Below are 14,516 nucleotides of genomic sequence, written 5' to 3' on the forward strand. Positions count from 1 at the left end.
CAGCCAGGTTCATTTCTTTTCATAAAAACGAAGAAGATCTCCATAAATCAGTTTATCCGAATAATTAAGTTCCTGCTTTGCGATATCGACGTAAGGCTGACACGCTTGTAAATCAGTAACTTCTCCTGTTTTCTTGTCATAGCATGTATCCATCGTATAGACATAATTATCGGTAATAAAACTACTATCCCGAAGCACAGTAAAGTCCATATAATCGTTAGCGAATAAATCATTCCCGAGCTCCATATAATTGTCCGTTTGAATCCCTAATAAATGCAGCAATGTTGGCCTTACATCAATTTGTCCGGCCACATGTGAAATGTTTTGCCCTTCTTGACCAGGAATATGAATAATCAGCGGGACACGTTGAAGCTGCACCGTTTCAAATGGCGTGATATCTTTTCCAAGAAATTGACTCATAGCATCATTATGATTTTTTGAAATGCCGTAATGATCACCATACAAAACAATAATCGAATTATCGTATAAACCTTCCCGCTTTAAATCATGAATAAACTGCTCGACCGCCTCATCCATATACCGAACGGTTGGAAAATAGCGATTTAACGTATTAGAACTTGAATCATACTGATCAATTGTCCGGTCTTCCTCATTTAAGGTAAATGGAAAATGATTAGTAAGCGTAATAAACTTCGCATAATAAGGCTCTTGCATCTCTTTTAAATGATTAATCGACTGTGAGAAAAACTCCTTATCCTTCAAGCCCCAGTTTACAGAATTCTCCTCTGTAGTCTTATAAGCATCACTATCATAAAAATGCTGATAGCCTAGAGCATCATACATGATATCCCGATTCCAAAAACTACGATGATTTGCATGAAGAGATGCAGTAAAATAGCCATGCTCCGTTAAAATTTCCGGCATTGCTTTATATTCATTTTGCGCATTTGTAAAAAAAACAGCGCCCCGACCAAGCGGATACAAAGAATTTTCAATAATAAACTCTGAATCAGAAGTTTTTCCCTGCCCTGTTTGATGATAAAAATTATCAAAATAATAGCTTTCTTTAATAAATTCATTTAAAAAAGGCGTAATTTCCTTCCCGTTCACCTTTTCATTGATAACGAAGCTCTGCAACGATTCCAATGAAATCATAATGACATTTTTCCCTTTAGCAATGCCAAACAAATCGGCAGCTGGTTCTTTTTGATTCGCTCGAACATAGTTTTCAATTTCAGTTAATTCACTGCCATCAGCTAAAGCACGTTGTGTAGAGGACTTCGTTTGCAAAAATAAATCATACAAATGATATTGATATGCCCCCATATTTTTCACAAGTATTTCACGATCGAACGTTCTTGTTAATAGTTCTGGACGTTCCGCTTCCGCTAATGCTAAATGAAAAAATGTCACGCCTAACGCAAAAAATACCCAAGCTTTTCGGCTTTGCTCATTCCATGTTCGCTGAACAAATGCAGCCGGTCTATACTTTACTAACAAAATAAGTATGATCAAATCAACGAAGTAGAACAAATCCGTCACATTCATTAATTCATGCACACTGCTGCCTAAATCACTCATGTTACTCGTTTGAAAAAGAACAGGAATCGTTAAAAAATCATTAAAAAAACGGAAAAACATTAAATTAGCAAATAAAACAAATGTTATGAGTGTACTCATCACTAATATATACGGCGTTCGCTTGCTTTCTTTTAAAAAGATTGAAACACCTAAAACAAGCAACAAAAAGCTAATTGGATTCAAAAATAAAATAAGTTCTTCAAATAAGTTATCCGTGTTAATGTTAAAGCTTACTTTATAGGCAATATACGTTTTTAACCAAAGAAATATAAACGCCAGCCATAACAAAGAATAATTCCTATTTTTCTTATGCAAATATACACCCCCTTGCAAACCATTCCAATCATTTATCTAATTGATTTTTTATCAACCAAGCTGCACCAATGACGCCTGCGTTATTGCCTAATGTAGCCTGTAAAATTTCCGTCGACTTCGAAACACGTTTAAAAGCGTGCTTTTGAAAAACGGTACGAACAGAATTAATTAACAAATCACCAGCTTTAGAAACCCCTCCACCAATAACGATTTTCTCTGGATTAAGAAGGTTACCGATATGAGCTAGAGCCATCCCTAAATAATGACTGATTTGTTCAATAATCTCTAACGAAAGCTTATCTCCTTCTGCCGCACATTCAAACACTAGTTTAGCAGAGAGCAAGTTTCCCTCATTCACTTTCTCTTGTAGGAGAGAAATCTTTTTCTTCGTTAAAGCTCCTTTAGCCAGACGGACAATTCCTGTCGCTGAAGCCACAGTTTCTAAGCAGCCTGTATGCCCGCAATTACAAGGTGCGCCATTCTCGGTAACAACCGTAATATGACCAACCTCACCAGCAGCACCGCTCGCTCCATGAACGACTTGCCCATTCGCAATGACACCGCCACCAACACCTGTGCCAAGCGTAATACAAACGAGATCTTTTGCTCCTTGACCAGCCCCTTTCCACATTTCTCCTAAGGCGGCCATATTCGCATCATTGTCAATGACAACAGGCAGCAATGTCTTCTTTTCTAATACATCCTTTAGCGGATAATTTCGCCAGCCTAAATTGATTGCTTCATAAACGGAGCCGCTTTCAGACCGTACTGGCCCCGGGGCTCCCATCCCAATACCTAGAAGCTCACTTCTCTTTTTCTTCAATTCTGCTAGCTTAGCGTCTATTTCCTTGACGATATTCGGAATAATATGTACACCATTTTCTGAAATATCGGTGACAACTTGCCATTTATATATAATCTCTCCCGATGTATTAATAAAGGCAAGCTTCGTTGATGTACCGCCTAAGTCAACACCTACCAGCCATTTCCCCATAGCCACCCACCTTTTATCAAGAATTTTTCCGTTTCTTCTCACGTTCAATTTCTTGTCGTAGTAATAAAATGGCCATTTGATAATCTTTTGTATCCATCATTTGTGAGCGATATATTTCACGAACTTCTGCTTCCATAAGCTCTAAATCAGCTACACGATCTCCAATATAAATAAATGTCCCAAATTTTTTTAAAAATTGTTGAATATCATAGATTGTTTTCATCTCATACCTCTTTACTATTTTCTACTTGAAAGTATATCGAATTAACTACTAGGTAACAAGCCTCTTCTACCTATATAAGCTTCACTCAACATCTCGCCTATACTTAAACCCTTTCATACATGTCCCTCTCCCTTCATATACTGAAATCAGCGCATAAGTCGGGGGAGGAAACTATGAAAGGACAATATATATATAATTTTATTCTATTGCTCGTTACCGTGATTATTATGATTTATTTTTCAACGACGCGGCAAGCTGAAGAAACCATCATTTTTTTCCCAATTGATCCCACACTTCATTTTGAAGACGCGGCCACTCATATAACGGCCAAACCAATTAATAACAAAACCTATCAGGTCCACTGGCAAACTCGTTCCACACTAGCTGAACCTGCTTATTTACGCCAAGATGTCTCCCTTTTGTATAAAAACGGCGACTTAATCGAAATCTTAAATAAATGGAAACAGCATGAACAAACTATTATACAAAAAGACAAACAGAAAGAACGGGACAGCGCTCGTTATGATGCCGTCACGTTCCATTATGCAGAAGTTCATCCTAATAAAGATGTGTTCACAAGTGTTCAACAAATGAGCCAAGCAAAGCTCTATGCGATTACAACGCCTTCTTTTGAAACATTCCAGAGGCCAGTATCTGCTGAGCAGCAGCAATGGCAAAGTGTTCTAGATAATAACCTAAATGCCCGACTAGCTTCACGTTTGAATAAATCATTAACTTACTTTCACATTGATAAAAGCCAGTACGAAACAATTTCCTTAATTGAATTACCAACGAAGGCTAATCATATCTTTCGCACCTTTCCAAGCGCAAAGCGAGAAGAAATCATCGGCAAACTTTGGGAAGGCATTTATAAACATTATATTTTAGGAATTAAAACGGAAGACGGTACAGTCCTTCCAGTTGAAGGCAGCTCCATTCCACAAATTTTAGTTGCCAAGGACCAGAGCGAGCTGCTCGTTTTATTCACGCTTCAAGATGGAACACCGTTCATGCTTCGTCAACAGATTTAGCTAACTAGTCAGCTAATTGCTCCGCTAATTTTTGATACGACTTCTTGGAAGGATCGAGCTCAATTGCTTTTTGAACAAGCTTTTTAGCCTGTTCCATTTCTTGTTCACGCGTATGCATTAAAGCTAAATTATAATAAGCTTCATGAAATCTTGGATTTTGTCCAATCGCTTTTTCATAAGAAGCCTTTGCTTCTGCTGTGTCGCCTTTTTCTGCATAAATATTTCCAAGTACAAAATAAGAAATTGGCGTACTGGCATGACGTTCGGTGTAGTCGAGTAATAGCTCACTAGCTTTTGCTGTTTCTCCTTCCTTCACATAATTTTGAGCTACTAGCGCCATCGTTTCATCATTGAGTGCTGCGCTATTCGGATGATTATATCCATATTGAAGAAGGAAATATATCAAACCTGCTGTCCCTGCTAAGAAAATAAGTTGTCGCCATGTTTTTCTTTTCGGTAACGATACAATGCCAGCAGCTAAGAAGCCACCAATCAAACCACCAATATGTCCTGCATTATCAATACCAGAAACAGAGAAGCCATAGGCTAGATTAATCATAATTAACACAATAACAGCTGAACCCATTGTCCGGAAAAACAACTTTGGATACACGGTCCCAAAATACAATAAAGCGCCAAAGCAACCAAAAATCGCACCACTTGCTCCTGCTGCTAAATTGGGGGTCGTCACAAAGCTAGCTAATGTACCTGTAAAACCTGCCAATAAATAAATGAACAAAAACCTGGTGTTTCCATAAATTCTTTCTACTTCTGACCCAATTAAATAAAGAGAAACTGTATTCATCAATAAATGAATAAAACCAATATGAATAACAATTGGAGTGAAAAAGCGCCACCATTCCCCTTGCAACATATAAGGGGAATATTTCGCTCCAAATTCAATTAAAGTCTCTGAATTTTTACTACCTCCGCTTATTTCCATAAGCAAGAAGACAGCCACTTGAATCGCTATAAATATATACGTGAAAAAAGGTTTACCAGAAACAAATACTTGCTGTTCTTTCTTTACTTTTTTTACCGATTCAGCTAATGTTTTCTCCTTTAAATACCGAACTTGTTCTTCTTCTTCTTGCAGTTGAATCGAAAATTCCATTCGCAATTTCTTTTCAAGGAGTTGTAACGCTTCTGGAAAGTTCTCACTATCCAAAACAAAGGATTGCAGCTTTGTTTTTTGATAATGAAAAGACTGCGTGGCAAAACTATAGTCATCTACCGGAGTAAATTTTGTCACATAAATATTGAATACATTTAATGGCTTCCTATACAGTTTTTTTCGAATTTGTTCTCCATTTTGAATCGTTCGTTCAATATCCCGTTTTAACCAGTTCGCCCAATCCAAGTCAGAACGCAAGAGACGAATCACTGGAAACTCTTTATTTCTTACATTTTCCAACCAAATTTCCTGTTGGTTTTCCGTTGCTGTAATTAATTGATAATCATACTTAGATGTTAGCTGCCAAATAATTGACCAATATAAATAATCCTCTTTGAATCCCAAAACCTTCCCCACTTTCTTCACAAACTCCGTTGCTGCCCCTTCTTTCATCTTATTTAACTATAGACGATTCGTTTACAAATGTAAAAAAAGAAAGGAGCCTGTCCCGGCTCCCTTCTTTAACCTCGACCTAATACACTTTGCATCATTCGATCTCGAACAACTGGTAAATCTAAAGAGCGTGTAACAAGAAATCTTCGAAGCGCTCCACTAGACAAAGCGACATTTAATAACCGATAACGATTTTGATACCCAACATAAACGACAGCACCGATTGCAAATATTTGAAGCACCATTTTCCACATAATTATCCCTCCTACAATTAGTTTGGTACAGGCGAAGATTTTTATGAAGGCAATATGTAGAAATTCACGGGGTAGACGTTCGAAATACTGTGTTTGTTGCCACAACTTGATGAACAGGCAAATCATGTGCCTCAATCGGCAAATTTTCGACTAATTGACATTCATAAGCAAGTGCAAGAGTCGTTCCTTTAAAAGAAACAAGGAATCGATCGTAATAGCCGCCGCCAAACCCTAAACGATATCCTTCTTTTGTAAAGGCTAATCCAGGTACAATTAATACATCTATTTCTTCTGAATCAACGCACACCGTTTCAGCAATAGGCTCTAGTAAATTAGAATACACCGATTCTAACTGTTGAAATGAGGTAATCTCTTTGAATTCCATCACTTTCGTTTGCGGATAACATTTCGGTACAGCTACTTTCTTCCCTTCACTCCATGCTTGCTCAATAATAGAGGCCGTTGGCACTTCCGGAGGAACAGCAATCGTTATTCCGATCACTTTCGCCTTTTTCCATTCTTCAAGGTGAAATAATTGCTCAGTGATTTGATTCGTATACTTTATACGCTGTTCTTCTGAAAGCCTTTCAAGCGTAGCTTTCATATCATTCCTAATCTTTCGTTTCACTTCCTTCACGTTCCTCACTCCTTTTTATAATGTATTTTAGTTGTTCATTATATCGACTTAACTACATACAGCTGAGCAAAAAATTCGCATAAAAAAAACAACAGGAAAACTCCTGTTGCTTACTTTGTTTCGCGGTGAAGCGTGCTGCGTTTTTCTCTTGAGCAGTATTTTTTAAGCTCTAAACGATCTGGATTATTACGTTTATTTTTTTTAGAAATATAGTTACGATCTCCACATTCAGTGCAAGCTAATGTAATATTTACGCGCATGTGTATTTCCCTCCAAACATATTAACATTTTGTACATAGGACTCATCTATAATAGCATTATTCTGGTTGAAATGCTAGTCTGTTTTTTGGGAAATCATATGTTTCAGAATTCTTTTTGAACTGCTTGAAACAATTCGTGGTTAAGAAATTGAGCTTCTTCCTTTGTATCAGCATGAATGGCCCAAGCAACCACTTCTACGCATTCTAACGGTAAGATTTCTGATTCGAGAGTAAAAATACTGGTTACTTGACCTTTTGCAAGCGGTGAATAGAATAATAGACCTTCTCTTAAAGATTTGAAGCAACCATTTTCATAGAGTCCACCTTTACCTTGGATGCAGTACTGCGCAATTCCTTTGCCTTTCATTACGCCTCCTAGTAAAGCAACAGAATTTGGTGCAACATGCATAATGGCTTGCTCATGAGGACTATAAAAAGCGACGGCCTGACGTTCGAAAGCGTTTTCATACTGAAAGAATACTTTAGGAGATTTCACCTCTAAAGTCGTATTTTTAATGGTGAACTTGGAATACATAATTTTCTGTTTTGTAAAGGATTGTAGAAGTGTACGAATTCCTCCTTCAGGATGGCTCATCATATCTTCCTCTGAATACCAATCAAAGCTTTCATCCATCCATAACCCTGCTTTCAATGTCTTACGAGGTAATTCCCGGCTATCATGCTCAATGTACGCTGACAGTGCATTCACGTGATCATCCCTTTCTTAAAATTAAGTTTATAACATGTTAGTGAAACATTATTCAGTGGGAGTTTTATTCGTCCCTTACTTATTCCTTTTTTTGATGGTTTTCCGCTTTGAAGTAAGGAGCCTAACGGACTACTAATCCGTTCCAAAATACAGAATTTTCAATATTTTCAACTTAATATAATGTTATCATTGAATAGTCATATGGACAATAAACACTTTTTGTCGAATCTTAACTTTTTTCACAAGCATTCTTTGGACAAAAGCGAAAGCACTATACATAATCGCAATACTTTTTACCTACAAAGTAAAACTTTCATCAGTTTGGGGTTTTTCTTCATCCCCCACTGATGGTTAGCCGCGTTCTGCGCTCACTAAGATTTCCGCTCGCTTCAATCAAGTGACCGTACGATAAAAATAGACAAATCTTCCTAGGCCAGACTGAAGCAAGATTGTCCTTTTTCATAAGAAATGTGTAGAATAGAGGTATATATATCTAATTTTAACGTCGAGGTGAAAACATGGAGTGGATTATACTCTCTCTATTTTCCTTGGCTATTGTCTTGCTGATCATTTCATTCATAAAAAAAGACAAAGTAGCCAAGTTAGAAGAAGAACTAGAACAAGTAACACTAACTCATATGCAGGACATCTTTCAATTAAAGAAAAAAGTGAAAATCCTTGAAGAGGAGCTTTTAATTCAGGACGAACCTAAATATCGCTCAACTTCTGTACCTTATCAACCTCTTTCAACAATCCAACCAATTAATGAAATTATCAAAAGTCAGGTAGCTGCACTCTATCGTCAAGGCCGTTCTTTAGAACAAATTGAGAAACAGTCTACTTTAACAAAAGAACAAATTATTCAGGTGATTGAAGAACAGGGATTGCGAGGATTAGAGCATGAGTAACGCAACACTTCGAGCTTTTGCTGCTGGTATTATTTTTTCAACCGCTCTCATCGCCGGGTTTTATTACGGAAACGATTTACATCAAAATCGTACAATCACTGCAATGGACGCTAAAAAGATGTTAGAAGAGCAAAATTACATCGTCATGAAAGAAACGGACGCTATAAACAAAGCAGAACCAACACCAGAGAAAGAAGTAAAACAAGAAACGATAGAAGCGCCCAATAATATAGCTAAAAAACAAGAACAACCAAAACAAGACGTCAAAACTTATACGCTACAAGTTAAATACAAAATGACAGTGAAAGAAATCGCCGAAACGTTGGCAACTGAAAAAATTATTGATGATGCAGCGAAGTTTCAAAACTATATGAATAAAAACGGACTAACACGACGCGTTCAAGTCGATGAATTTGTCGTAGCAAGCGATATGAGCTATGAAGAATTAGGACATCTCTTAACTCATTAGAAAACGGAGCGTAGCTAAAAATGGCATGGACTTATCCTTTTTAGTTATGCTTTCTTCATCTTCAAAATAAAGTGAAACTTCTATCAACGGGGGGCTTACTGCCCGTTAAGTGCGGGATAAAGAATCTAACAAATATCGGACTGTTATGAGAATAACCAAAAAGGCCGGATATTGAATCCCGCCCCCAAAAGAGTGCTTGTTCGCTTCACCCAAAGCGACCGCTAATATAATCTTCCGTTCTTTGATCACTTGGACGAGAAAAAATGGTATTTGTATCATTATATTCAATCACTTCTCCATTTAAGAAAAACGCCGTGCGATCTGAAATCCGAGCTGCTTGTTGCATATTATGTGTCACGATAATAATACTGTAGTGCTCTTTAAGCTGTTGTACAAGTTCTTCTACTTTTAACGTTGAAATAGGATCGAGCGCTGAAGTTGGTTCATCCATTAAAATTACATCCGGTTCAATGGCTAAACAACGAGCAATACATAAACGTTGTTGTTGTCCACCGGATAATCCGTACGCATTGTCATGAAGACGATCTTTCACTTCATCCCAAATCGCTGCCCCACGTAAACTTTTTTCAACTACTTCATCCAACACTTTTTTATTTCGAATTCCATGAATTTTTGGTCCGTACGCAACATTTTCATAAATAGACTTTGGAAACGGATTCGGCTTTTGGAACACCATACCAACTTGCGTACGCAACTCTTCCACTTTATATGATTTATCTAATATGTTTCGATTGCGATATTTAATTTCCCCCGAAGTTCGGACACTAGGAGTCAGTTCAACCATACGGTTTAACGTTTTTAAATACGTTGATTTCCCGCATCCAGATGGTCCAATGATAGCCGTAACCTCATTTTGGTAGATGTCTAATTCAATATTTTTTAAAGCATACTTTTCTCCGTACCATAAATTTAACTGAGACGTTTCATATACCTTCTCTTTAGCTAATTGAGACACGACCGTTTTGTCCATATTAAAAGCCTCACTTGTTCTCAATAACGTCATATTCATGATTCGTTGTCTTCCCTTCATTAATATCTTTTTTGGAACTTATTACGTATGAAAACAGCAATGGAATTCATAAAAATCAGCAAGAACAGTAAAACGAGAATACCTGCAGCTGCTACACTTTGAAATTCTTCTTGTGGACGTGAAGTCCAATTGTAAATTTGCATCGGTAAAACGGTAAACGTATCAAATACGGTTTTTGGTAAAAAGGCGATAAACATCGGAATACCAACTACAACGAGCGGTGCTGTTTCCCCAACGGCTCTAGATAGAGCTAAAATACTTCCGGTTAAAATCCCTGGGATTGCAGCCGGTAATACAACACGAACAATAGTCTGCCACTTCGTTGCTCCCATTCCATACGATGCTTCACGTAACTCACGCGGCACAGAACGAATTGCTTCTTGAGCAGCAACAATAATAACAGGTAATACGAGAAGGCTCATCGTTAACCCTGCCGCTAAAACAGAACGATCTAAAGCAAGTGCTCGAACAAAAATTGTAAGTCCTAACAATCCAAAAATAATCGATGGTACACCTGCAAGATTTGAAATGTTTAATTTAATAAAGGAAGTAAACCAGTTTTTCTTTGCATACTCTTCTAAATAAATCGCTGTCCCTAAACCAAGTAACAGCGCGACAGGTGCTACAACGAGCATTAACCAAATCGATCCGATTAACGCAGCCTTAATTCCCGCTTCCTCCGGCCTTCTTGAAGCGAAGTTTTGGAAGAAATCCCAATCTAGATAACCAATTCCTTGAGTGAATATCCGATACAATAAAATACCGAGTACGAGAAGTCCGAATGTGGTTGCTAAGAAAAATAACCCTTTTAGAATCTTGTTCCTCACAAGTCTTATAGGCATTTTCTTTGCCACAATTGTTTTATCAATAAGCTTCATGATTTAGTATTCCTCCCTAACTTTGCGAGAGATGTACTGAGCTAGTAAATTCATAACAAGAGTGAAGAGGAATAACGTCATACCTACAGCGTAAATACTATAATAAATCGTTGTTCCATACCCTGCATCTCCTGTACTTACTTGCACAATATAAGCAGTCATTGTTTGAATAGAGGTTGTTACATCCATATTCAAACTTGGTGTCGACCCACCAGCAACACTTACAATCATCGTTTCACCAATCGCTCTTGATAACGCTAGAACAATAGAAGCAACAATTCCAGAAATAGCAGCAGGAAGGACTACTTTTAAAGTTACCTCTAATTTCGTTGATCCTAACGCCAATGCACCTTCACGCATAGCACGTGGTACAGAAACAAGGGCATCTTCTGATAGTGAAGCAATCATCGGTGTGATCATAATTCCAACGACAAGTCCTGGACTTAATGCATTAAACATCTCTAGCGAAGGAAAGATGGATCGCAATACCGGTGTCACAAAGGTTAAAGCGAAAAACCCATATACAATAGTCGGTACTCCAGCTAATACTTCTAGAATCGGTTTAATCACTCTGCGTGTTTTCTCTGAAGCATATTCACTCAAGTAAATGGCTGTTGCCAGCCCGATTGGAACAGCAACTAAAGCAGCAATCATTGTTATTTTTAAGGTACCTAGGACAAGCGGCATTACTCCGTAAGAAGCAGCCTCAGCAAAGGGATACCATTTATCTGCAGTAAAAAATTCTGAAACAGATACTTCTTTAAAGAAAGTTATTGTTTCAAAGATTAACGTAAAAACAATCCCTAATGTAGTTAATATTGAAACAGCCGCAGTTAATAAAAGAATAGACGGAATAAATCTTTCTATTTGAATACGTTTCTTTTGCTTACGCTCTTGAATCATTTCTCTTATAGAATACTGAGCTTGTTGTACTCGCAAAATTGTAACTCCTTCCTCGTTCATCATTTAGCAAATGCAAGATGAGAAGCAAGATACTTCCCACCTTCTCGCTAAATTTAAAGCTTATTTCTTAAGTTGAGTCACTGCTTCTAAATCTTTATCGTATTCTTTATCTTCCAAAGAAATGTAACCTACTTCTTCTGAAAGCTCACCAGCATTCTCAACCATAAATTCTACAAAATCTGCTACTTGCTCTTTATCAGCTACTGATTGGTTTGCTACATATGTGAATAATGGGCGAGATAGAGGTGCATATTCCCCACTTTTAATCGTTTCATGCGTTGGTTCAACTGCACCATTACCATTATCGATTGGGACAACCTTTAATGAATCTTGATTTTCCGCATAGTATGCATATCCAAAGAAACCGATAGCATTTTTATCACCTTTTACTCCTTGAACAAGAACATTATCATCTTCTGAAAGAGTAGCATTTTCAACAAGTGGCTGTTCTTCTAAAATGACTTCATTGAAGTAATCGTATGTTCCAGAATCCGTTCCTGGTGAGTAGAATTTAATTTCTTCTTTCGGCCATTCTGGACGAATATCCGACCATTTCTTCGCTTTTCCATCTTCTACCCACAGTTTTTTCAATTCATCAACTGTTAAGTGATCAACGAAATCATTTTCTTTATTTACAACAATGGATAAACCATCATAAGCTAGTTCTAATTCTGTAAAATCGATTTTATTTTTCTCTAATTGAGTTTTTTCTTCATCCTTAATAGGTCGTGACGCATTACTTAAATCCGTTTCACCTGCGATAAATTTTTCAAAGCCTCCGCCCGTTCCAGAGAAACCAACTGATACTTTTACATCAGGCTGTTGCGCCATATATTCTTCAGCGATAGCTTCCATAATTGGATAAACCGTTGAAGATCCATCAATTGCGATTTCACCTTGTAATGGTTTGTCCGTTTCACTTGCATTGCTGTTGCTATCTTTTGCACTATCAGAACCACATGCAGCTGTTACAGCCATAGCTCCTCCGATAATTGTTGCGAATGCGGCAAATTTAAGACGTTTCATCAATTTTCCCCCTGAATGATTAATTATCTTTCCTACAGTTACAAGAATACAATAGCACTATTAATTCCATTTGAATGCAATATTAAGATTGTGTAAAGAGTTGTTCGAATCATGTAAATACACCCTTTCTTTTATTGTCTCGATAGAAGAAAAAGCTATCCAAGTAACAGTTGGTAACATCATATAACAAAGTCACCTTCAAAAAAAAAAAACACGCTTCTGAATTGAACTGCACCCCAATTGTTAGACAAAATCTAACGATTAGGGGTGTAGTTTTTTTATGACTAAATTTAATGCAGAGGATAAATTAGTAGCTGTTCAACGTTATTTAAGTGGTAATGAAAGCTATCGTTCGATTGGAACATCCATCGGGGCTACAGATTATATGATTAGAACTTGGGTAATGCAATACAAGCAAAATGGTGTAGAAGCGTTTAAAAAGTCCTATACAAGTTATTCTGCAGAGTTTAAACTAGACGTACTTCAATATATGAATGATCATGGGACGTCTTCGAATGAAACAGCAGCGATTTTTAATATACCCTCGTCAGGTTTAATCCGTAAATGGAGAATACAATTCGCAGAACAAGGAGAAGATGCCCTGATATCAAAGCACAAGGGGCGTCCGACTATGAAAAAGAACACAAAGAAATCAAATCCTGTTGAAGGATCGGTCGAAGCACTACAAGAAGAATTAGAGCGTTTACGCATGGAGAATGCTTATTTAAAAAAGTTGAATGCCTTAGTTCAAAACAAGGAAAAATCACCAAACAAGACAAAGCACAAGTAGTCTATGAATTAAGGTATGAATTTCCGGTGAAAGCACTTATTAAGCTGGCAGACATCCCTCGCAGTACATATTATTATTGGGTGAAAAACTTCGGTCGTCCGGATCCAGATGCAGAACTGAAAGTATGGATTACATCTATTTTTGATGAACATGAAGGTCGGTTTGGATACCGCCGTATTCGTGATGAACTTAGAAATCGCGGACACAAGGTGAACCACAAAAAGGTACAGCGTATTATGAAAGAATTAGGACTAAAATGTCTGGTTCGTATGAAGAAATATCGCTCTTATAAAGGAACTGTTGGCAAGATAGCACCAAATATTCTAAATCGTGCCTTCCAAGCTGATAAACCCAATCAAAAGTGGGTTACAGATATTACGGAGTTTAAACTATTTGGAGAGAAACTATATCTATCGCCCATATTAGATTTATTTAACGGCGAGATCATCACTTATACACTTGGCTCACGACCAACTTATGCCCTTGTCTCCACTATGTTAGATCAAGCCTTCGAACGTCTAACAGATGAGGAGTCCCTCCTTATTCATTCTGATCAAGGTTGGCATTACCAAATGAAACAATACCGTCATGCCCTTAGTGAACGTGGCATTACACAAAGCATGTCCCGAAAAGGAAACTGTTATGATAATGCAGTTATAGAAAATTTCTTTGGCCTTATGAAATCAGAACTTCTTTATCTTAAAGAATTTGAGAGTATAGAACACTTTAAGCAAGAACTAGCAACATATATCGATTACTATAATCACAAACGAATCAAGGCAAAATTAAAACATACTAACATTAGTAGCACAAACCATGGCCATGGTTTGTGCTACTATTTTTTTATAGTAGAAGTGCAGGAAAGTCGCTCATGCCTTAGGATCTTGGAATCCGTAATT

At 37.4% G+C, this 14,516-nt stretch carries 15 protein-coding genes and 1 pseudogene; 4 read left to right on the forward strand and 12 right to left on the reverse strand.

The features are described 5' to 3' along the window. Nucleotides 1–9: 9 nt before the first annotated feature. From ACE199_RS05925 to ACE199_RS05935, 3 genes are read right to left on the reverse strand one after another with little or no spacing between them, the layout of a single operon-like run. Complete coding sequence (locus ACE199_RS05925; protein ID WP_375348955.1) at nt 10–1,857, reverse strand: LTA synthase family protein; 1,848 nt, start codon at nt 1,855–1,857, stop codon at nt 10–12. A gap of 28 nt (nt 1,858–1,885) precedes the next feature. Then, nucleotides 1,886–2,851 (reverse strand): ROK family glucokinase, encoded by a 966-nt coding sequence (locus tag ACE199_RS05930; RefSeq protein ID WP_375348956.1) that lies wholly within the window; start codon nt 2,849–2,851, stop codon nt 1,886–1,888. A 16-nt stretch (nt 2,852–2,867) separates the two neighbouring features. Continuing rightward, nucleotides 2,868–3,074 (reverse strand): YqgQ family protein, encoded by a 207-nt coding sequence (locus tag ACE199_RS05935; protein ID WP_119115528.1) that lies wholly within the window; start codon nt 3,072–3,074, stop codon nt 2,868–2,870. A gap of 173 nt (nt 3,075–3,247) precedes the next feature. On the opposite strand from ACE199_RS05935, the gene ACE199_RS05940 reads away from it, so the two are divergent. Beyond that, nucleotides 3,248–4,105, forward strand: coding sequence for a hypothetical protein (locus ACE199_RS05940; RefSeq protein WP_375348957.1), 858 nt, complete (start codon nt 3,248–3,250; stop codon nt 4,103–4,105). Between the two features lie 4 nt (nt 4,106–4,109). Here the strand turns inward: ACE199_RS05940 and ACE199_RS05945 are convergent, their stop codons facing one another. The 5 genes from ACE199_RS05945 to ACE199_RS05965 form a co-directional block, all read right to left on the reverse strand. Further along, a complete protein-coding gene (locus tag ACE199_RS05945) occupies nt 4,110–5,636 on the reverse strand; it encodes a rhomboid family intramembrane serine protease (protein ID WP_375348958.1) in 1,527 nt (508 codons plus the stop codon). 104 nt (nt 5,637–5,740) lie between these two features. Then, nucleotides 5,741–5,926: a hypothetical protein gene (locus tag ACE199_RS05950; RefSeq protein ID WP_119115531.1), complete on the reverse strand. Its 186-nt coding sequence runs from the start codon at nt 5,924–5,926 to the stop codon at nt 5,741–5,743. A gap of 64 nt (nt 5,927–5,990) precedes the next feature. Beyond that, a complete protein-coding gene (locus ACE199_RS05955; RefSeq protein WP_375348959.1) occupies nt 5,991–6,563 on the reverse strand; it encodes a 5-formyltetrahydrofolate cyclo-ligase in 573 nt (190 codons plus the stop codon). 110 nt (nt 6,564–6,673) lie between these two features. After that, nucleotides 6,674–6,823: a 50S ribosomal protein L33 gene (rpmG, locus tag ACE199_RS05960; protein WP_119115532.1), complete on the reverse strand. Its 150-nt coding sequence runs from the start codon at nt 6,821–6,823 to the stop codon at nt 6,674–6,676. 103 nt (nt 6,824–6,926) lie between these two features. Then, a complete protein-coding gene (locus ACE199_RS05965; RefSeq protein WP_375348960.1) occupies nt 6,927–7,532 on the reverse strand; it encodes a hypothetical protein in 606 nt (201 codons plus the stop codon). 518 nt (nt 7,533–8,050) lie between these two features. Here ACE199_RS05965 and ACE199_RS05970 point away from each other — a divergent pair. Both ACE199_RS05970 and ACE199_RS05975 read left to right on the forward strand, forming a co-directional pair. Further along, nucleotides 8,051–8,440: a hypothetical protein gene (locus ACE199_RS05970; RefSeq protein WP_127761378.1), complete on the forward strand. Its 390-nt coding sequence runs from the start codon at nt 8,051–8,053 to the stop codon at nt 8,438–8,440. Continuing rightward, entirely contained in the window at nt 8,433–8,909 is a 477-nt protein-coding gene (locus ACE199_RS05975) for a hypothetical protein (protein ID WP_375348961.1), read from the forward strand. The genes ACE199_RS05970 and ACE199_RS05975 overlap by 8 nt, the downstream gene beginning before the upstream one ends. 205 nt (nt 8,910–9,114) lie before the next feature. Here ACE199_RS05975 and pstB read toward each other — a convergent pair whose 3' ends face one another. Genes pstB through ACE199_RS05995 form a run of 4 tightly spaced genes read right to left on the reverse strand, consistent with a single transcriptional unit; the run spans nt 9,115 to nt 12,827 of the window. Further along, on the reverse strand, nt 9,115–9,900 hold the full coding sequence (gene pstB, locus ACE199_RS05980; RefSeq protein WP_375348974.1) for a phosphate ABC transporter ATP-binding protein PstB: 786 nt from the start codon (nt 9,898–9,900) through the stop codon (nt 9,115–9,117). 59 nt (nt 9,901–9,959) lie between these two features. Then, nucleotides 9,960–10,838: a phosphate ABC transporter permease PstA gene (pstA, locus tag ACE199_RS05985; RefSeq protein ID WP_375348962.1), complete on the reverse strand. Its 879-nt coding sequence runs from the start codon at nt 10,836–10,838 to the stop codon at nt 9,960–9,962. A 3-nt stretch (nt 10,839–10,841) separates the two neighbouring features. Then, on the reverse strand, nt 10,842–11,801 hold the full coding sequence (pstC, locus tag ACE199_RS05990) for a phosphate ABC transporter permease subunit PstC (protein WP_127762620.1): 960 nt from the start codon (nt 11,799–11,801) through the stop codon (nt 10,842–10,844). 60 nt (nt 11,802–11,861) lie between these two features. Next, nucleotides 11,862–12,827, reverse strand: coding sequence for a PstS family phosphate ABC transporter substrate-binding protein (locus ACE199_RS05995; protein WP_375348963.1), 966 nt, complete (start codon nt 12,825–12,827; stop codon nt 11,862–11,864). Between the two features lie 280 nt (nt 12,828–13,107). On the opposite strand from ACE199_RS05995, the pseudogene ACE199_RS06000 reads away from it, so the two are divergent. Continuing rightward, nucleotides 13,108–14,423, forward strand: a pseudogene (locus ACE199_RS06000) (IS3 family transposase); the annotation flags it as partial. Between the last annotated feature and the right edge of the window lie 93 nt (nt 14,424–14,516).

Source organism: Peribacillus sp. Hz7, from assembly GCF_042136355.1.
Classification (GTDB): domain Bacteria; phylum Bacillota; class Bacilli; order Bacillales; family DSM-1321; genus Peribacillus; species Peribacillus asahii_A.